Source organism: Chloroflexus sp. (assembly GCF_049970315.1).
Lineage (GTDB): Bacteria > Chloroflexota > Chloroflexia > Chloroflexales > Chloroflexaceae > Chloroflexus.
Window position 1 is genome coordinate 1 of record NZ_JBMFNE010000022.1, and the last position, 18,713, is coordinate 18,713.

An 18,713-nucleotide genomic window follows, 5' to 3' on the forward strand; every position below is an offset into this window, starting at 1 on the left:
CTAAAGATGTCTCGCTTCGCTCGACATGACACGGGGAGGATGACGCGCGGCGCTCGCTATCCCACGGCCCGGTAGTCCTCTTTTGTCATTTGTCATTCACCTTTTGTCATTTCGAGCGCAGCGAGAAATCTTGCCATCCGATGCGCTTCGCTCACCGTGACCGGCTAAAGATGTCTCGCTTCGCTCGCCATGACACGGGGAGGATGACGTCCGGCGCTCGCTATCCCACGGCCCGGTAGTCCTCTTTTGTCATTTCGCGCGGAGCGAGAAATCTTGCCATCCGATGCGCTTCGCTCACCGTGACCGGCTAACGATGTCTCGCTTCGCTCGACATGACACGGGGAGGATGACGCGCGGCGCTCGCTATCCCACGGTCCGGTAGTCCTCTTTTGTCATTTCGCGCGCAGCGAGCAATCTTGCCATCCGATGCGCTTCGCTTACCGTGACCGGCTAACGATGTCTCGCTTCGCTCGACATGACACGGGGAGGATGGCGTTCAGCGCTCACCATAGATTGGCGATTGCACGCAGACGTAGGAGCGTGCTACCAACATCGCCTGGTCAATGTCGGTGGTGATGGGTTATCGAAGCAACGTTGCAGAACTGGGCGGATATAGATACACTTATATACGGAGAGCTTCTGTACCGTGTAGAGGGTATAACAAAGCAAGAGGATCGGTCGTAAGGCTCCTTATTTTTTACCTTGGGTGTCCTAACCCATGTCCGAATCTCGGACGAATTCAACTGCGGAGCAAATATGGCGAAACATCCGCTGCCAATGGCGCTCGCCAAAGTGATGATTGCCGCTGCATGGGCCGACGGTGAACTTAACCTTGAGGAAATCAATGATCTCAAGCGCCTGTTGGCCGAACTCGGTCAGACCGGGGGGCAATTAGCCCTAACGGCCGAAGAGTGGGCCGAATTAGAGATCTATTTGCATACGCCGGTTGAAGCTGCCGAGCGAGCGCGTCTTGTTGCCGAACTGCGTGATCTGATCGCAACACCGGCTGAACGCCGGCTTGCCATCAGCGCTATTGACCGGTTGCTGGCTGCCGACCGTGTTTTGACGCCGGCTGAGCGTGCAGTCGCCCAAGAGATTCACGATGCGCTTGAGCATGATAGCCATAGTTTGCTCCACCAGATCGGACGTGCCTTTCGATTAGCGTTGGGGATTCGGGCACGTGGCCCTAACCGCGAAGACCTCTTGCCAGAGTTTCTCCGCAATCGCATCTACTATTCTCTCCATATGCGCCTTGGTCAACAGATCGATGAATTAGGCATTAACCAAGACGAAGTGTATGTCCTCGCCCTCGCCGGTGGTTTGTTGGCCCGTGTTGCCCAGATCGATGAGAGAGTAACATCAGCTGAACATGATCAGATTGTCGCCATTTTACAAGAGTGGTGGCATCTCGACTATGCTCGTGCTACACTCGTAGCCGAAGTAGCTTTGGCCGAGAGTTCGGCAAGTCTTGACTTTTTTCGTCTCGCCAAAGAGTTTGCTAACACAACGACCGTCGAACAACGTGAGCGCTTTCTTGACGCCCTCTTCGCGGTTGCCCTCGCCGATGGTGAACTTTCCGGTGTCGAGAGTGCAGAGATTAGCCGAATTACCGCTGCCATTAATCTTCCTCATGATCGCTTTGTCGCGGCGCGGATGCGCTTTCCCCGCCAACCTGGAAAACGTCTATGATCATCTCACTGTCTACACCTCTTGATATGCATCTGCATCTGCGCGAAGGAGCAATGCTCCGCCTTGTCGCACCCTTTTCCGCTGCCCAATTCGCCGGTGCAGTTATCATGCCGAATCTCGTACCACCGGTCGATAATGCCGACCGGCTTGCTCGCTATCGTGCCGAAATTGAGGCAGCGACGGCGCCTTACCCCTTTCTCCCGTTAATGACCCTCTTCTTTCGCCCTTACGATGCGGCGACGTTACAAGGATTACGTGACCAGATTTTTGCCGTTAAGCTCTACCCTGAAGGTGTAACCACAAATAGTGCCGGCGGTGTGCGTGATCTCACGACAATCGAGCCGACGCTGGCCCTTATGGAAGAGCTTGGTATCCCGCTGCTCGTTCACGGTGAGAGCCATGGCTTTGTCCTTGACCGTGAGGCTGAGTTCTTGCCCGTGTACGAACGATGGGCACGCACATTTCCGCGTTTGCGGATTGTGATGGAGCATATTACAACCGCTGCCGCGCTCGATCTGCTTGAACGGTATCCAAACCTCTTCGCAACTGTGACACTCCATCACCTCTTGATCACCCTCGATGATGTGGCCGGTGGTTTGCTGCAACCACATCTCTTCTGTAAGCCGATTGCCAAACGACCGAGCGATCGTGATGCGCTCTTGGCGGCTGCGTTACGTGGTCATCCGAAATTGATGTTCGGTAGCGACTCGGCGCCACATCCGATTGATCACAAAGAGGCCGCGTTTTGTGCTGCCGGCATCTTCTCGGCGCCGGTGCTCTTGCCGATGCTTGTGGAACTCTTTGAACGACACGATGCGCTTGACTACTTGCCGGCCTTTGTCGGTGGTAATGCGTGTCGAATCCACGGCCTTACACCACCACCGCGTACTGTCCAGCTTATCGCAGAATCGTGGCAGGTTCCTGCCCGCTACGGCGATGTCGTGCCTTTTGCCGCCGGTCAGACCCTCCGCTGGCGGTTGGTGGAATAGGTTTCACCCAACCGTTTATCAGCGGATCGATTTACCGGCCAGACCGCTACCCCATACATCCGGTGGTGTCGGTGGTACAAACAGATCGGTCACGTCAATCGCTCGTCGCAGTTGGCCGAACGTGGTGGCAATAAATGTGATCCGACGCAGTCGCGCTGCCGGTACCGGACGGTCGAGATCACAGATCGGTCCGATGTCGATTCGATAATACCACTCATTGGCCCGTGGATGGGTTGGCTCTTCTGGCAACAGCTCGTGGCGGCGGACGATCTGGTAGCGGATGATTGCTGCGTAGTGCCGGATTTGCCAACGTTCGGCGCCAAATGAAGCCGGTTGGTAAAATGCCAGATAATCGGCGGCTAAACGGGGTGGGGCGTGGGCTAAAGGTAGCCGATACCAGCCTGCGTTGTGCGCCAATGCGAGATCGCGCGGTTGCGGGACGATGACCACTAATACCCGCGCATCATTGTCAGGTTCGATCATACGCTTCTCCACACTGCCGTCGTGCATCGTACCATTTCTCGACACGAACCCGTAGTACGTTTACAGGCCGGACGATTTTGACCTATGTATTGCGTGCATCGTGCCGCCGCTCGACACGAACCCATGGTACACTACCTATACAACTGCATAGATGACTCTCATGAATAAACCGTTTTCAAGCGAAAAAAGTTGTGCCAATGGTACGAGCATATTTTCTCATTCTGACTATTCTGTGTGCGCTTACAGCCTGTGCAGCGCCGGCACAACCGACCGTGCGCGCTGCCATCGGCGCGATTGAAGCGGTCAATGCCGGGAACAGCGAGGGTTTTGAGCGCGTAATTACGCCTCGTCCGTTTGTTTTTCCCGCCGATCACGGCCCACATCCGACGTTTCAAACCGAGTGGTGGTATTACACCGGCAACCTGACTGCCGAGAACGGCCACCGTTTTGGCTTTCAACTCACCTTCTTCCGCCGTGCACTTAGTCCGTATCCACCGGTTCGTGAATCGGCGTGGGCTACTAATGAAATCTATATGGCCCACTTTGCAGTCAGCGACATCGACGGTGATCGGTTTTACGCCTTCGAGCGCTTTAGCCGGGCAGCCGCCGGATTGGCCGGCGCTAGCGGCGAGCCTTTCCGCGTCTTTCTCAACGATTGGTCGGTTGAAGGGAGTGGTCCAGAAGGGATGACCATGCATTTGCGCGCTGCCCAAGCTGATGTCGCTCTCGATCTCGTCGCCGTTAATAGCCGACCGCCGGTACTGCAAGGTAATGCCGGGGTAAGCCAAAAAGGTTCACAGGTCGGTAATGCTTCGGCTTATTATTCGCTGACCCGTATGACCAGTACCGGCACGATCCGGCTTGGCACCCAGACCTACACCGTGAGTGGCCTGACGTGGATGGATCGCGAGTGGGGAACCAGTGCGCTCGAAGAAGGGCTGGCCGGCTGGGATTGGTTCGCGTTGCAGTTGAGCAGCGGCCATGATCTGATGTATTACCAACTCCGCGAAGCCGATGGTCGCCCTTCGCCGTTTGTCGGTGGTAGTCTACTCTTGCCCGACGATACGGTGGTGATCCTTGGTCCCGGTGATGTCGATCTGACAGTCCTCGACACGTGGCGTAGTCCACGAAGTGGCGCCGTTTATCCTTCTGGTTGGCAACTACGCATCTCGCGTTACGGGATCGATCTGGTGATTACGCCGGCAATGCGTGATCAAGAGTTGCCGGTTTCGGTTGTCTATTGGGAAGGCGCGGTAGACGTGCGGGGTAGCATGAGCGGTCGTGGCTACGTAGAGTTGACGGGCTATGCCGATACGAAATGAGCCGGTCATCGCGCCGGTTACACTTATCAGCGGTTTTCTTGGCAGCGGCAAGACGACCTTGCTCCGTCGTCTGCTACAACACGGTGATCATCGAATCGGCGTGGTCGTCAATGAGTTCGGCGCTCTGGGCATTGATGGCACCTTGATCGCCCAGAGTGGCGCCGGTCTGTTGATCGAACTTAATGGCGGCTGCGTGTGCTGCGTGGCCGGCAGCGATCTGATACTCGCGCTGGAAACGCTCAGCGAGGCAGGCCCACTCGATGCAATTGCCATTGAACTGAGTGGTTTGGCCGAACCGGGTGCGATTATTCGTCAACTCCGCCGTGCCGATGCGCCACTCGATACGGTCGTTACCCTTGCCTCCACAGTCGATTACGAGCAGGTAATAACCACGTCGCCCCTCGTTACCCGTCAGATTCAGCTCGCCGACGTGGTATTGCTCACCCACGGTGATCTGGTCGATGCTAACAGGATGCGGTGGGTTGCAACCCAAATCAGCCAGCTCAATTCACGTGCGCCGGTCGTACCGGTCGTGCAAGGCGACATCGCCCCGGCATTTATCTTCAGCCCACGTCACGATCGTGATATACCGGAAGAGTTTTGCCACCAACCCAGCGAATATCAAGCCGTGAGCTGGCAAAGTGACCGACCGGTACAGCGTTCCGCGCTCGAACAGACGTTACGAGAACTTTCCGCACGTGGTCTCTTCCGCGCTAAAGGGATCGTCTTCTGTACCGACTCGCCCTGGGCCGATGAGGTTCATGTGGTAGCGGGTCGAATGACCTTCAGTGCCCTCCGTCTTACCCACGAACCCTCACCTCTCTGTCGGCTGGTTCTCATCGGCAGTGCCGCGGCTATCGCAATGGCCGCTGAAATGCTCAATGCGTGCATCGATAGTGCCGAGCGGATTGCCGATTGGCAGATACGCCGTGCTGCAATAGCTTGAGCAGCGGCAACTTCTCCCCGTGGATCGGGCCTCAGCGTAAGGAAATACAAACTGTTTTACAGGCTAGGCCACCATCGCCGGGATGATACCGGGTAATTAATGAGCATTGGTTAGTATGCATCGGTCGCGAAGTTTGTTCAGACAAGAGAAGAGGCAATGTTTGGTGGCAACACTTGTATAATGACAGTGGTCGTATGATCTACTCAAGCGAATCATGCAACGTCATCACCGTCTGCCATATCTGATCGAAATTGTGCTGTAGATCAAACGGTCAATTTCGATCAGCTTTACTTTCGGTAGTACGTATCTTAGCTTTCGATCAAATAGTGAGTACGTTTTTAACGCTAACTTAATAAAAAATTAACGCTAGTTAAAATCCTTATTGGTACAATTTCCATAACTTCATGTCAGTCACAACAATAAGAAAAGGATTCATATGTACTTTTCTCAGATCGTTGTACGGCTTACGTTTATCCTCATTACCACCTTCCGTTCCGGTTATCGTCTCCTTCCAGCACAATTCCCAACCTGAGGTAAACGTCGTTGGGGGTACGGAAGTTGTGCCGGGTGAGTATCCGTGGCTTGTTGCCCTGATCGATGCTGCGATTACTGATGAAGCATTTGCATTTTGAGGATGCGTGCGCTATCTAACGTGGATAGGTCAGTAATCGCACCTCGTCGGTTGCGTCGGATACGGTCATCATCGCTTGGCGTGAGTACGCTATCACCACTAGCACGTACCCAACGTTAGGCCCTCTTCGTATGTATTTGGCGATACGGAGCCTCTTCTAATCACCCTGCAATGCTACGTGTAGGTAACGCTAATAACATAGTAGTACCCTTCATAAAGGAGCATGCACGTGTACTGGTGGTTACACATTCTTGCCCTTCTTCTGATGTGTTGTATATCGCCAGTCTTTGCCCAAGGTCGGATCATTATCAACGATCCATTACAGCAACTGCGTCAGCCATCGGTTATCCAAACAGCAGCGGAACCGTTGATCCAAGAAGGTGCGATTGTTGTGGTGTATGTCAAAGCCCGTGGTGATGACGCTGATTTTTTTCAGTTGCTCAAGCGTGATGGTTTTATCCGCAGTGATGGTAAAGAGCGGGTGGAACTGATCGCGATCTATGTCGCAATTGCCGATAATTACAGCGCATTACGTTTCGGTGAGCAATGGTATAGTCAGTTGTATGATCGGTATCAGCAAATATTGAACGACCATCTACGTAACCCGTTGTCTTCACCCGATTTAAGTCGCGATATTGCTGGAGCGCTAACCGCAGTGCGCCAACCAACGACCGTGGTGCAACAACCAACGACGGATATCGGTTGGGAGTCTTTTATCCCTATTCTCGGATTTATTCCGATTGCTTTGGTTGTTATCACAGTCATCGCAATAGTTGTAGTTGCGTCGCAGTTCATCACCATATTTCAACAACTACTAGGTCAACGTCATCTTATTGCCAAGGCTACACTTGACAGTCTCAACCAACGATTCATCGAGGTGCTCGAACGGTTGTGTGCGCAAGCGGGAAATCAGCGCGATCCGGCGTGTCGCCTCTTGTTCCAAGATGTCTATCTGGGATTGCTCCGACTAAAGCGCGGGAATGCCGGATCGTGGCAATCGGCATATTCGCCTGAAGAAGAACTCTCACGCGTCGAGCAGCAATTAAAAGACCTCGAACGAGTTGCCGTGACACCAGTATCATCCTTAATCATCCCGCAAACCTACAGTCCAGCAGCGTGGTTACCAACGGTATCGGATGATTCGCAGGTATCCGCGTTCCGTACAGCTCTGAGTGGAGCCGTGCAGGAGTGGTGGCGACTTGAGTGGGAACTGGCCGATCAACCAACCGTAGCCCGGTATGTTGATCCGAGTAGGCTGCGTGAGCAATTGGTAACGTTGTTGTGGTTGGTGTCAAACACGACCAAGATACCTGCGGCACTAGCCGAAGCGCAAGCAATTGTGACAGAGATCGAGCAGATGCGTAAGACATTGCGCTGGCATATGCGGTACCAGTATTCCAAACAGCGCACCTCAACCGGTAAACGTCGGTATACCAATATTCATGAATATAAGTACGAATATGAATACACGTCGACAGCATCTCTATCTGATAATAGTGGTTGGGGCGATCTTTTTGGTGGGAGTGACAGTAGCGACAGTAGCGACAGTAGCGACAGTGGCGGCAGTAGCGACAGTGGCAGCAGTAGCGAGTAAGTGCTCATCGGCTCGCTCGCGTGCTTATCGGTGATACAACCGTTTGTGAACATAGGATACATGTCACTTCACAGGTAATGGACAACCGGCTACAATACAAGAGCAGCCATGCTTGCTGCTGACCATACGTTAGGAGCACCTATGGAAATTGAAGCCAAATATAGGATCAGCGCCGCCGACCTCAACCGTTTAGCGACGCTCAATGCGCTTGGCCCATACACTTTGCACACCCTGGCCGGCGAATGTCAACGGAATATTTACTACGATAGCGTTGATGGTCGGCTGGCTTTGGCGCGCTATGGGTTACGTGTACGCCAGATCGGTAATCGTTCGACGATTACGCTGAAGGGACCGGCTCGGGTTGACGAGAACGGTATTCATCACCGGGCCGAGTTTGAGTTTCCCGGCAGCAATCCCGATCCGGCCACGTGGCCGGCAGGGCCAGCCCGTGATCTGGCCCAAGCGCTTTTGCTTGGTGCGCCACTCCGTCCCTTGCTAATCATTGAAACCAGCCGTCGTATTATTCACGCTGTGCGCGATGGGCAAGATCGCGTTGAACTATGCCTTGATCGCGGGACGATCTACGCCGATAACCGGCAAGCGCCACTTTGCGAGCTAGAACTAGAAGTATTACCGGCTGGCTCGGTTTACGATCTGACCGAATTGGCGAACGCCTTACGTGCCATTTTCAAGATCACGCCGGAGCGACAGAGTAAGCTCGAACGTGGCATGGCTCTGCTCAAGCGATAAGGTTATCTGTTTCTGATAGACACGAGGAAGCATGGCAGCATCAACACTCACCGACTATGTCGAACAGTTGCTGGTGGCGTATCGCGTTGACCGAGCGCATGCCCGTCAAGTTGCCAATCATGCGCTCACGTTGTTCGATGCGCTCAGCGTTTCGCATATGTGGTCCGCTCGTGCCCGTTCCCTCGTTGAAGCAGGAGCACTGCTTCACAATGTTGGCCTGACGACCGATCCACCAGAGCATCATCTCGTTGGGCGCGATATTATCCTTCGGCACGATTTGGGTGATGAGACAGCGCAAGCGATCATCGCGGCAATCGTAGCGCTTCATCGCCGCAAGCCACGTGCTCGGATCGAGCCGACAATCTTGTGCCTGAATAAGCGTTACCGCGAACTAGCGTTGCAACTTGCCGCGATTGTGCGCGTTGCCGATGGTTTTGATTATAGCCAAAGTCAGACAACGCAGCTCCAGGTGACGGCACAGCATGGCCGGCTCAGCCTTATCGCAAGTGGCCCTCATGCCGCGGTTGATAGTGAACGCGCCTTGACTAAGGCCGATCTGTGGGAACGGGTGATCGGTCCACGACCGGAGGTGGTAGTGCAGAGTGGTGGGAGTGTAGTTGAGCCGGTAGGAGGTGAAGACGAGCCGACCGATCTTTTACCGCTTTGGTATACTAGCGGTGACGTGCCGTTTGCCGAACTTGGCCGTGTGATGTTGCGTCGCCATACACGTCGCTTGCAGCAGACGGTTCGTGCTGTCGAGGCGGACAAGACTATCGAGGCGGTGCATGATTTGCGGGTAGCAACTCGGCGTATTCGGGCCGCACTACGTCTGCTCGATCCGGTTACACCGGCTAAAGCGGCGCGACAGGCGGTGAAGGCTGTTCGCACGTTGGCCCGTGAGGCTGGTGCCACTCGTGACCGCGACGTATTGCTGAACGATATGGCGCGACGTGATATTCACGGTCTTGAACCGGTGATGGCAGCAATCCGCGCCGAGCGCCAGCAAGCACACACGGCGCTGGTTGAGTATCTGGGTAGCAAACAGTACGAACGCGATCTACGTGCGTTAGCTCGATTAGCATGTTTCGCCGGTGCGTGGAATAATCGGCCACGGGTGAAAGATCACGCCGGTAGCATGTTGTATGCCCATTACGAAGCCTTGCGGGCGTATGACTACAATGGTTTGCCAGAAGATGAGGCAATCCTGCATGCGATGCGGATTGCCGGAAAACGGCTACGCTATGCACTTGAGTTAGTCAGCGACATTGTCGGTGAACAACTGAGCGAGTTACTCAATCCGTTGATCGAGTTTCAAGACCATCTCGGTGCGCTCAACGACATCAGCGTAGCGCGAGGCTTGGTTGTCAATCACGTTGAGCGTGCCCCTGACGCGGTAGCTGCCTACTTTGCAGCTCGTGAAGCAGAGTGGGCAATGCTACGTACCGAGCTACCGGCGTGCTGGGAACGACTGGTAAGTGCTGACTATCGTCGTACTTTGCTTGCCGTGATCGGCGATCTCTGACGCAGGTCGGCTAAGGCAAATGGGGCATATAGCACGAGAATTGTGATAATACCGATCACCTCCATCCACACAATATAGATCGGCCACGGTCCTAAGAAATCGAGCAAACTGGGCGTGTATGGCTTGCGGGCCAAAAAGAGATAGTTACTATCGAGCAGCCAATTGACCACGGCCACTAGTGCCATAAGCAGATTGGCTCCGACGATCACGCGCCCCACCGATCCCCACGTAGGGCGATACTGTTCTAACGCGATCATCGTCAGCGCAGCCAATACAATGCCACCGTGGGAAATAAAACTCTGGAAGGCACGAAAATGGGGAAAGCCGTATATGCCAATGTCCGGTGTCAGCAACGCCTGCACGGCTCCACCAATCCCCATAAAGTAGGCAAACTCGAATATGCGATAGCTCCGGGTCAGGAGCATGATGACGCTCAGCCACGTAAACAATGTACATAGGTGCAGCGGCAACATGTACTGGATCGACCAGAGACCATGGACCCAAAACCAAATGTTGTAGGCGATTTCATTGACCGTGAGTACAGCGGCTAGCCCATAGCGCCACCATCTTGCAGCCATCGGCGATAGATGACGTGCCGGACCGAGCACCCAAACTGCTACGGCAACGACACATCCGAGTGCAATCCAGTGCGGTACACTAAAGAGCACAAACGGTGGTCCATCCCAATCCAAGCTAAAGATATCGGTCATTGCCCCACCTCCCGCGGTTATGGAGGATTTTCGTGCCTTTTACCCTCCTCTATGTGTATCGGATATTTTCATCATAGCAGAAGTAAAAACGTTGCGGGCGTCATCGTAACTTTGCTGTATATCAGAACATCTTTCCTTGTAGATGCAGAGAAGACGAAAGGATACCCTATGGTAGCCCAACGAGCTATTGTTATTGGTGGCGGAGCTGCTGGAATGAGTGCAGCGGCAAAAGCGAAACGCACCAATCCGGCAATCGATATTGTCGTTTACGAGCGATCAGGTTACGTTAGCTATGGAGCATGCGGTTTTCCTTATGCAATCAAGGGTGAGATTGCCCGCATTGAAGATGTCGTTGTGCGTACCCCAGCCCAGTTTGCGCAGCAGGGTATTCAGGCGTTGATCCACCACGAAGTACTGACTATCGATACGGCTCGCCAACGTGTGCTAGTACGCGACCTACATACCGGTCGTGAGTTTACCGACCATTGGGATGAACTGGTAGTGACCACCGGGGGGCAGCCGGCTCGTCCACCGCTACCCGGTCTCGATTTGCCCGGCGTTTTCGGATTGCGTAGTGTCGAAGAGGCGATATCAATCAAGACGTGGATTGGCGAGCAACGCCCACAGACCGGCGTGATTATCGGTGGTGGTTATATTGGTCTTGAGATGGCCGAAGCATTAGATGCCCACGGTATCGCGCTCACCCTGGTCGAACGACTACCCCATGTCCTGCCAACATTCGATCCTGAAGTGGCAGAGCAGGTCGAGGAAGAGTTACGACGGCAACGGGTCGATGTACGATTAGGACAGGCGGTGCAGGCGATTGTCGGTAATGAGCGGGTTCGCGGTGTCGTAGTGGATGGTCAAACCATACCGGCAGAAATCGTGATTCTGGCAGCCGGAGTCAAGCCGAGCGTCGGGCTTGTCCGTGAGACCGGTATCGCGCTCGGTCCAACCGGTGCCATAGCGGTTGATGATCATCAGCGCACCAATGTACCGCATGTCTGGGCAGCAGGTGATGTGGCTGAAGTATACCATCGGGTGACGGGCAAACCGGCCTGGATTCCACTCGGAACAACAGCGAACAAACAAGGTCGGGTTGCCGGTGCGAATCTAGCCGGTGGCAATGCCCGATTCGGTGGGGTCGTTGGTACGACGGTGGTCAAGGTGTTTGAACGTGAAGTAGCAATCAGTGGTCTGTCGCTGACACGAGCCAAGGTAGAAGGTTTCGACGCCGTTAGTGTCAGTGCTACCGCTTCTTCACGAGCGCACTATATGCCCGGTCATCAGCCGCTCACCGTTACCTTAGTCTTTGATCGGTCAAGTCGTCGGCTGCTGGGTGGGCAATTGATCGGGCGCGAAGGAGTCGCCAAGCGGGTCGATACGATTGCTGCCGCTTTGCAAGCCGGTTGGACGATTGATGAGTTCGCCGAGCTTGATCTGAGCTATGCACCACCTTTTGCACCGGTTTGGGATCCGCTGCTGGTCGCAGCCAATCTGGCCCGGCGTTAGTCACCTGCCACACTCCGGGGACGGCTGCAAAGCCGTCCCTTATCCGTTAGACCGTTCCCTCTGCCTTACGACAAACGAAGATGGGGTCGTTTACCGGCGAACTCATTCGCTCAATATCGCCTTGCTCAAGTGCAATCTGCTGTGCATCCACTGTTTGCACGCAAAAACCTGCTTCCTGCAACCGCTGAATAATATCAGCTCCGTACATCCTCACATGGTCAAATTGACCGAAATAGCGTTCGCGTAGCAACGGATCGGTAATGGTAGCATCTTCAAACGTATGTTCGCCTTGGATCGGCACTAAAATCAGCGCTGTACCACCCGGCTTAAGCACCCGGTGAATTTCGCGCATTGCTTTGTGATCGTTCGGCACATGCTCTAACACATGACTGCAAAGAATGAGATCACATGTGTTTGCGTTAAACGGAATAGCCGTAATATCAAAGCGCATTTTGGTCGATGGATCAAATAAATCAGCGGTGATATAGCGTAGATGGGGCATCTGCGCAAACCGTCGCGCCAACCCCGACTCAGGTGCGAAATGCAGTATCGTTTGCGGCTACTCTGGCGTGATAAGGTGTGAGTGTTCAAGAAAGAGCCAGATCAACCGATGCCGCCCGCTGCAATGATCGACAGACCGGACACCAGTGATGGTAGGGGCGGTGCAGGGTGATAAAACCGGACAGACGTGAATTGCAGATGGGGCAGAACGCTGATTGACCCCTGAAGAGAAGTCGGCGTAACGGCATCGGCAATGCAAATAGGGTTTGTGCAATAATCAAATCAACCAACCGACGCACCGGTGTCAACGAATGAAAGGCAAGACGACAATAAAAAGCAAACCGAGCAAAACGTTGGCGTATGTGGTACATTTGTAGACAAGAGCAAGTACTTCAATGAAAGACAAGCGCCGGAGCTTGTGCATGACCTACCCCGGCACCTACGTGACTTCATTCACTAAATCTGATCGAGGTAATCCTTCAGCAGCTTCCCTAAGCGGGGATGGCGCAGCTTACGCAGCGCCTTCACTTCAATTTGCCGCACCCGTTCGCGTGTCACCCCAAATGCTTTACCCACCTCTTCAAGTGTGCGTGGTTGACCATCAGCAAGACCGTAGCGCAGCTCAAGCACCCGCCGTTCACGCTCACTGAGCTGGCCGAGTGCTGCGGCGATCTGCTGGCGGAGCATACCGCTTGCCGCAGCATCGTCAGCATCAAGTGCATGTGGGTCGGGGATGAAGTCGGCGAGCGTACTATCAGCTTCTTCACCGACCGGTGTCGCAAGCGAAACCGGATCTTGCGCAGTCCGCCGTAGTTCACGCAGCTTTTCTTCACTCATCCCGAGATGATTCGCCAGCTCAGTATCGGTCGGCTCACGGCCCAGCGACTGGGTCAGTTGCCGACGAGCAGACTGGATCCGATGAAGCGTCTCACCGAGATGAACGGGCAGGCGTACCAATCGTGACTGGTCGGCCAGCGCACGGGAGAGGGCCTGCTTGATCCACCATGTTGCATAGGTACTGAACTTATACCCCTTGGTGTGATCGAATTTTTCGATAGCGCGGAGCAGGCCGAGGCTCCCCTCCTGGATGAGATCAAGCAGCGGCAGACCACGATCGCGGTAGCGTTTGGCGATGCTCACGACCAAACGCAGGTTCGCTGAGGCCATTTGCTGGCGTGCCTCGTCGCCCTGTTCTTTTATCCGGCGCAACCGCTCTGCTTCAGGGCTGTCGGGAGGGAGTGTAGCCAGTTTACGCTCAGCTGCTTGGCCGCGTTCGATCATCTGAGCCAACCGCTTCTCTTGTTCGGCAGTCAACAGCGGTACTTGCCCAATCTCGCGCAAATAGAGGCGCACACTATCACTAAGCAGTGCATCTGACAGCTCATCCTCGAGGTCAAGATCGGTTGCTAGCGGGGTCAGCGACGCATCACCAATAACCGGTTCGTCACCGTCTTGGACGGGAACACCGGCTTCGGCTAAGGCTGCATAAATACTGTCGATCTGCTCGACCGACTCTTCAACATTGGGAACCAGCCGCTGAATATCCTCAAAGGTGACAAAGCCCTGTTGCCGTCCTTGCGCGATCAGGGCCTGTACATCGGCGGGGCTGATCGCAGAACTGGTGCGGTCGGTCTCGGGCTGGCTCTGCGTCATAATACTTCCTCGTCTGAGACCACACAGGTGTTAGCTATTGCGCAGTTCGTATTGTAGCACAAGCTGTTACCCGCGCAGACCAAGCACGGAGTGCGCAATCACTCCTCGCAAGATCTCTGAGGTTCCTTCGCCAATGGTCAGCAGGCGGGTATCGCGGTACAACCGCTCGACCGGATATTCCTGGCTGTAACCGTAGCCACCGAAGACCTGGATGGCATCGCGGCAAATCCGCTCGGAGGCTTCTGAGGCAAAGAGTTTAGCGATAGCTGCCTCACGTGTGTACGGTTTACCGGCATCTTTCATTCGGGCTGCCGTATAGACCAGCGCACGAGCAGCAGCGAGATCAACGGCCATATTGGCAATCATATTCGCCACCGACTGATGAGCACCAATCGGTTTGCCAAACGCCGTTCGCTCCCGTGCATAGGCGACTGCAGCTTCATAGGCAGCTTGGGCTAACCCAATCGCCATGGCCCCGATCCCAATCCGACCACCGTCGAGAACCTGTAGGAACTGGATAAACCCGCGGCCACGTTCGCCGAGCAGGTTTTCACGGGGCACGCGCACATCATCGAGCATCACCGCAGTGCTCACCGAACCGCGCAGCCCCATTTTTGGCTCGTGCTTCCCGAAGCTTAACCCCGGCGTGCCACGCGGCACAATGAAGGCTGAAATACCCTTCTTTCCCAATTCCGGGTCGGTTACTGCGGTAACGATGATGTGGCCGGCAATTGGTGCGTTTGTAATCCACATCTTTTGGCCGTTGATCACCCACTCATCACCAACCAGCCGAGCCGTTGTTCGCGTTGCACCGGCATCCGAGCCGGCGTGCGGTTCGGTGAGACCAAACGCCGCCAGATATTCACCTTTCGCTGCCGGAACGAGGAAACGACGCTTCTGTTCTTCAGTCCCGAACATCGCAATCGGTGCACTCCCCAGTCCGAGGTGAGCAGCATACGCCAACGCGGTACTCCCACAGCAGCGAGCTACTTCCTCGATAGCAATGGCCGTACTCACACTATCCGCACCGGCACCGCCATATTCTTCGGGAAACGGTAGTCCCATCAGACCGAGCTGTGCCATTTTGGCAAAGGTCTCTCTCGGAAAAGCGCTATGCTCATCAACATACCGTGCTTTCGGCGCAATCTCCTTCTCGGCGAATTCACGTACCGTTTGGCGAATCAGCTCCTGTTCGGGGGTCAATTCAAAATCCATAGCCTGCCTCGCTTCTCTAGCTATGCGCCGTTTGTGCTGACGACTCGGCATCAAACGTCATGACCGGCACACCCTCTATTGTCTCGTTCATTAAGGAGTCGACAACCGCCTTCAGATCATTCGTCTCGGCAAAAACCCGCAACTGACGGTCGGCACTCGTGCCCTGGTCGACGATGGTAAGCAGATATTCGACCTCTTTACGTGAACCGAGCATATCAACGACATCATCAACCAGCTCGACAATTTCGTGAACGAGCGCTTTTGCCTCGACCTCTTTACGTTTCCCGAAATCGATCAACTTTCCGTCAAGCCCCCAGCGTTGTGCGCGCCATTTGTTTTCGTTGATCAGGGCGCGGCGGTAGACGCGGAAGGTAGTGTTCTCCTCAAACATGGTGTAGAACTTGACGATCAATGCCTGCATCGTTGCGGCCAACGCCAAACACTCCTCGACCCTGGTCGCAATATCGCAGACACGGAACTCAAGCGTGCCGAAGAACGGATGAGGACGTAAATCCCACCAGATCTTTTTGCCGTTATCGATACAGCCGGTATTGATCAACAACTGGACGTACCGTTCAAACTCGCTGGCAGAATGGAAGGTTGGTGGAATACCGGTGCGCGGGAACGTGCTAAAGATGACGCTACGGTAAGACTTAAAGCCGGTGTTGCGCCCCATCCAAAACGGTGAAGAGGTGCTCAGCGCCAATAGATGTGGACAGATATACCGTGCAACATTCATCAATTCGATAGCCACTTCATTATTTGGCATACCGATGTGGCAGTGCATACCAAAGATGAGTAGTTGCAGAGCAGCTTCTTGCATTTCGCCCACGACCATGCGGTAACGCTCGTCAGGCGTAATTTCTTGCTGCATCCACGACGAAAATGGATGGGTACCGGCAGCCACAATACGCAGGTTATGACGTGCCGCTAGCCCGGCAATAGCCCCTCGGAGGCGTACAATTTCGGCCCGTGCTTCACTAATGGTACGGCAAGGGCGGGTGCCGACCTCAACAATACTTTGATGCATTTCGGGCTTGATCTGCTCACGCAAGATCGTGCGGCCTGGTTCGAGAATTTGGGTAATGTAACTGCGTAACTCACGGGTTTCAGGATCGACGATCTGATACTCCTCTTCGATCCCGATTGTAAACGCAAAATCGGCATCGTTGGGATTGTAGACGCTCACCGCACACTCCTCGTTGATGATGGTATTCATTTATCACCGGTATGCTGTATTATATCGCGTATTGCGGATTGTGTGGGGCGAGCGATCAAGATTATCTACTCACGCCGTGCGCCGTCGCCAACGTTCTCGTAGCAGTGTCAGTGTATTCCGTTGATAGTACAGCCATTCGATAAGCAAGACGAGCAACGCCACGAGCGCCAACCAACGCCAGATTTCTTGGCGACCATCACGCTCACGGGCAACCGTGCTCTGCGCACCGCTGATTTGTGAGATGACAAGATCGCGTTGTGGCGTGATTTGTGATTCGTTAGGTGCAAATAGGTTTACGGCGAAGCGACGACCGGTAATGACCTCATTGCCACGCCGTTCTTCGAGGGTGTAAATACCGGGCAGTTCGGTGTCGGTGTAGAAAGTTTGATTGGCCTGGACCTGTACCTGACCATCACGTGAACTCGCCACCCGACCGTCAGGACGAATGACACGCACCTCTTCGATACTGCTGTCCACCGGGGCCACAATCGGCTGACCGGTTGTCAGTTGCACACTACTCATCGGCAGGAGATAGTCAATCATGTTGGAGAGTAACAACGGAAATCCGATGGTGAGGGGGAAATCGGAGAGGTGTAAGTCAAACGCCAGCACGATAATCCGACGCCCTTCGCGCTCGCCGGCCAACAGTAGCGGGCCACCGTCGCTATCAACAATGACACGCGCCCACGATCCCGGAACAATGCGTGGTGCGCGCAAAATACTGACATCAGACAAGCGCACATTGCGTAGCAGCGGATCTTCTAGTGCCACCGGTCGGATGAGGGGAAAATCAAATTCGCCGGTGATCGTAAAGAGTTCAGTACTACGCAACGGGCCGATAAAGAGCAGATTACCAGGCGGTAGATCAGTTGGCGTGACGCCGTCGAAAATAGTGAGCGGAATCTCCGCAGCACTCTCCGTAAATGTCAGGGTAGTCGTAGGCACACGCGTAACTTCAAGCCCCGGCAACAGCGACAGTCCGGTCTCGAGGAAGCGATTACCATCGCTGACCAGTCGCACCTTTACCGTTTCACGTTGCGGACTAACCGCATACGCCCGATCATCGACCGGCAGCGCATCACCATGTTCGTCAAGTCGCGCTTCGACCGTCGCCACCGTTGCCGGAATCGTCTCCGTCCAACTCTGCTCACGCCCCGGATCGATGGTCAAATCAACCGCATTCGCTAAGATACCATCGTAATAGAGTGAGAGGCGACGAGTCACCGGACTATTCCCGTAATTGATCGCCTGCACAAAGAGGGTCTGCTCGAACGGGCCGGGTTGCAGCGCAATCGCGTTAATGGCTACGTTATCTGAGGCGCGTCCGATCGGAAAGTAACGTACTCGTGCCGGTACCCGCAACCCATCGGGGATCGTGACATTCCCATCAGAGATAATTGCAACCTCGCTATCAGGTTCGCGGGCAGCCAGTGCTGAAGCGAGGGTCAGCGCTTGGGTTAGATCGGACTGGGTACTATAACTCGGTTGGATATTCGCAATAATGCGACGCAGCTCGCGGCGGTCACTGGAAGCGGCAATGGGCGCTTCCATCTGTCCACCGATAGTGATAATCGTTGCCCGGCCGTTATCGGGTAGTTGATCGATCAATGCAAGTGCCTGCCGGCGCGCAGCTTCCAAGCGGGTCGGTGGTTCGTCGGTTGCCAGCATACTGGTCGAACGGTCGAAGATAATGATCAGGTTGGTACCACTAATACCGGTGACCGGCAGGAACGGGCGGGCTAATGCCAACACCAACAACAACATCAGCAACAACTGTAACAAGAGAAGGAGATTACGGCGCAATTTCTGCCAGGGTGCATTTGCCTCAACATCCCGCACCATGCGTTGCCAGAGAAACGTTGATGAAATCACCCGCTCTTCGCGACGCAGTTTGAGCAGATACATCGCCACGATGATCGGGCCAACAATCGCTGCACCTAGAAGCGCTAACGGTGTGAGGAATGACATAGTGGTACG

15 protein-coding genes are annotated in these 18,713 nt (G+C 54.6%); 8 read left to right on the top strand and 7 right to left on the bottom strand.

The window, feature by feature from the left end; genetic code table 11:
- Positions 1-756 precede the first annotated feature (756 nt).
- Together ACP5OT_RS13795 and pyrC are read left to right on the top strand one after the other, a co-directional pair.
- Positions 757-1,689, top strand: a complete 933-nt coding sequence (locus tag ACP5OT_RS13795) for a TerB family tellurite resistance protein (RefSeq protein WP_424676442.1) — start codon at positions 757-759, stop codon at positions 1,687-1,689.
- Positions 1,686-2,678 (top strand): dihydroorotase, encoded by a 993-nt coding sequence (pyrC, locus tag ACP5OT_RS13800; RefSeq protein WP_424676441.1) that lies wholly within the window; start codon positions 1,686-1,688, stop codon positions 2,676-2,678. The genes ACP5OT_RS13795 and pyrC overlap by 4 nt, the downstream gene beginning before the upstream one ends.
- An 18-nt stretch (positions 2,679-2,696) precedes the next feature.
- Here the strand turns inward: pyrC and ACP5OT_RS13805 are convergent, their stop codons facing one another.
- Positions 2,697-3,161 (bottom strand): hypothetical protein, encoded by a 465-nt coding sequence (locus ACP5OT_RS13805; protein WP_424676440.1) that lies wholly within the window; start codon positions 3,159-3,161, stop codon positions 2,697-2,699.
- Between the two features lie 197 nt (positions 3,162-3,358).
- Here ACP5OT_RS13805 and ACP5OT_RS13810 point away from each other — a divergent pair, with 197 nt between their 5' ends.
- The 5 genes from ACP5OT_RS13810 to ACP5OT_RS13830 all read left to right on the top strand — a co-directional run bounded on the left by ACP5OT_RS13810 (position 3,359) and on the right by ACP5OT_RS13830 (position 9,926).
- Positions 3,359-4,483, top strand: coding sequence for a lipocalin-like domain-containing protein (locus ACP5OT_RS13810; RefSeq protein WP_424676439.1), 1,125 nt, complete (start codon positions 3,359-3,361; stop codon positions 4,481-4,483).
- A complete protein-coding gene (locus tag ACP5OT_RS13815) occupies positions 4,467-5,429 on the top strand; it encodes a CobW family GTP-binding protein (RefSeq protein WP_424676438.1) in 963 nt (320 codons plus the stop codon). Before ACP5OT_RS13810 ends, ACP5OT_RS13815 begins: the two co-directional genes overlap by 17 nt.
- Positions 5,430-6,289: 860 nt before the next feature.
- Complete coding sequence (locus ACP5OT_RS13820) at positions 6,290-7,654, top strand: hypothetical protein (RefSeq protein WP_428132454.1); 1,365 nt, start codon at positions 6,290-6,292, stop codon at positions 7,652-7,654.
- A 141-nt stretch (positions 7,655-7,795) separates the two neighbouring features.
- Positions 7,796-8,404 (top strand): inorganic triphosphatase, encoded by a 609-nt coding sequence (locus tag ACP5OT_RS13825; RefSeq protein ID WP_424676436.1) that lies wholly within the window; start codon positions 7,796-7,798, stop codon positions 8,402-8,404.
- Positions 8,405-8,435: 31 nt separating this feature from the next.
- Positions 8,436-9,926: a CHAD domain-containing protein gene (locus ACP5OT_RS13830; RefSeq protein WP_424676435.1), complete on the top strand. Its 1,491-nt coding sequence runs from the start codon at positions 8,436-8,438 to the stop codon at positions 9,924-9,926.
- On the opposite strand, the gene ACP5OT_RS13835 is transcribed toward ACP5OT_RS13830, so the two are convergent.
- Positions 9,887-10,636: a TIGR02206 family membrane protein gene (locus ACP5OT_RS13835; RefSeq protein WP_424676434.1), complete on the bottom strand. Its 750-nt coding sequence runs from the start codon at positions 10,634-10,636 to the stop codon at positions 9,887-9,889. The genes ACP5OT_RS13830 and ACP5OT_RS13835 overlap by 40 nt on opposite strands.
- Positions 10,637-10,804: 168 nt before the next feature.
- Between ACP5OT_RS13835 and ACP5OT_RS13840 the strand changes: the two genes are divergently transcribed.
- Positions 10,805-12,148 carry an FAD-dependent oxidoreductase gene (locus ACP5OT_RS13840; RefSeq protein WP_424676433.1) on the top strand — a complete coding sequence of 448 codons (1,344 nt, stop codon included), beginning with the start codon at positions 10,805-10,807 and terminating at the stop codon, positions 12,146-12,148.
- A 46-nt stretch (positions 12,149-12,194) separates the two neighbouring features.
- Here the strand turns inward: ACP5OT_RS13840 and ACP5OT_RS13845 are convergent, their stop codons facing one another.
- The 5 genes from ACP5OT_RS13845 to ACP5OT_RS13865 all read right to left on the bottom strand — a co-directional run bounded on the left by ACP5OT_RS13845 (position 12,195) and on the right by ACP5OT_RS13865 (position 18,704).
- The gene (locus tag ACP5OT_RS13845) at positions 12,195-12,650 is read right to left on the bottom strand and encodes a class I SAM-dependent methyltransferase (protein ID WP_424676432.1); all 456 of its coding nucleotides are present in this window, start codon (positions 12,648-12,650) and stop codon (positions 12,195-12,197) included.
- Between the two features lie 455 nt (positions 12,651-13,105).
- Positions 13,106-14,302, bottom strand: a complete 1,197-nt coding sequence (rpoD, locus tag ACP5OT_RS13850; RefSeq protein WP_424676431.1) for an RNA polymerase sigma factor RpoD — start codon at positions 14,300-14,302, stop codon at positions 13,106-13,108.
- Positions 14,303-14,368: 66 nt separating this feature from the next.
- On the bottom strand, positions 14,369-15,517 hold the full coding sequence (locus ACP5OT_RS13855) for an acyl-CoA dehydrogenase (protein WP_424676430.1): 1,149 nt from the start codon (positions 15,515-15,517) through the stop codon (positions 14,369-14,371).
- Between the two features lie 16 nt (positions 15,518-15,533).
- Positions 15,534-16,706: a carboxylate-amine ligase gene (locus ACP5OT_RS13860; RefSeq protein ID WP_428112374.1), complete on the bottom strand. Its 1,173-nt coding sequence runs from the start codon at positions 16,704-16,706 to the stop codon at positions 15,534-15,536.
- Positions 16,707-16,805: 99 nt separating this feature from the next.
- Entirely contained in the window at positions 16,806-18,704 is a 1,899-nt protein-coding gene (locus tag ACP5OT_RS13865; protein ID WP_424676428.1) for a vWA domain-containing protein, read from the bottom strand.
- Between the last annotated feature and the right edge of the window lie 9 nt (positions 18,705-18,713).

Excerpts from the sequence above, each read along its gene's own strand:
- ACP5OT_RS13795 (WP_424676442.1), top strand. The coding sequence starts at position 757 with ATGGCGAAACATCCGCTGCCAATGGCGCTCGCCAAAGTGATGATTGCC.
- pyrC (WP_424676441.1), top strand. The coding sequence starts at position 1,686 with ATGATCATCTCACTGTCTACACCTCTTGATATGCATCTGCATCTGCGC.
- ACP5OT_RS13805 (WP_424676440.1), bottom strand. The coding sequence starts at position 3,161 with ATGATCGAACCTGACAATGATGCGCGGGTATTAGTGGTCATCGTCCCG.
- ACP5OT_RS13810 (WP_424676439.1), top strand. The coding sequence starts at position 3,359 with ATGGTACGAGCATATTTTCTCATTCTGACTATTCTGTGTGCGCTTACA.
- ACP5OT_RS13815 (WP_424676438.1), top strand. The coding sequence starts at position 4,467 with ATGCCGATACGAAATGAGCCGGTCATCGCGCCGGTTACACTTATCAGC.
- ACP5OT_RS13825 (WP_424676436.1), top strand. The coding sequence starts at position 7,796 with ATGGAAATTGAAGCCAAATATAGGATCAGCGCCGCCGACCTCAACCGT.
- ACP5OT_RS13830 (WP_424676435.1), top strand. The coding sequence starts at position 8,436 with ATGGCAGCATCAACACTCACCGACTATGTCGAACAGTTGCTGGTGGCG.
- ACP5OT_RS13835 (WP_424676434.1), bottom strand. The coding sequence starts at position 10,636 with ATGACCGATATCTTTAGCTTGGATTGGGATGGACCACCGTTTGTGCTC.
- ACP5OT_RS13840 (WP_424676433.1), top strand. The coding sequence starts at position 10,805 with ATGGTAGCCCAACGAGCTATTGTTATTGGTGGCGGAGCTGCTGGAATG.
- ACP5OT_RS13845 (WP_424676432.1), bottom strand. The coding sequence starts at position 12,650 with ATGCCCCATCTACGCTATATCACCGCTGATTTATTTGATCCATCGACC.
- rpoD (WP_424676431.1), bottom strand. The coding sequence starts at position 14,302 with ATGACGCAGAGCCAGCCCGAGACCGACCGCACCAGTTCTGCGATCAGC.
- ACP5OT_RS13855 (WP_424676430.1), bottom strand. The coding sequence starts at position 15,517 with ATGGATTTTGAATTGACCCCCGAACAGGAGCTGATTCGCCAAACGGTA.
- ACP5OT_RS13865 (WP_424676428.1), bottom strand. The coding sequence starts at position 18,704 with ATGTCATTCCTCACACCGTTAGCGCTTCTAGGTGCAGCGATTGTTGGC.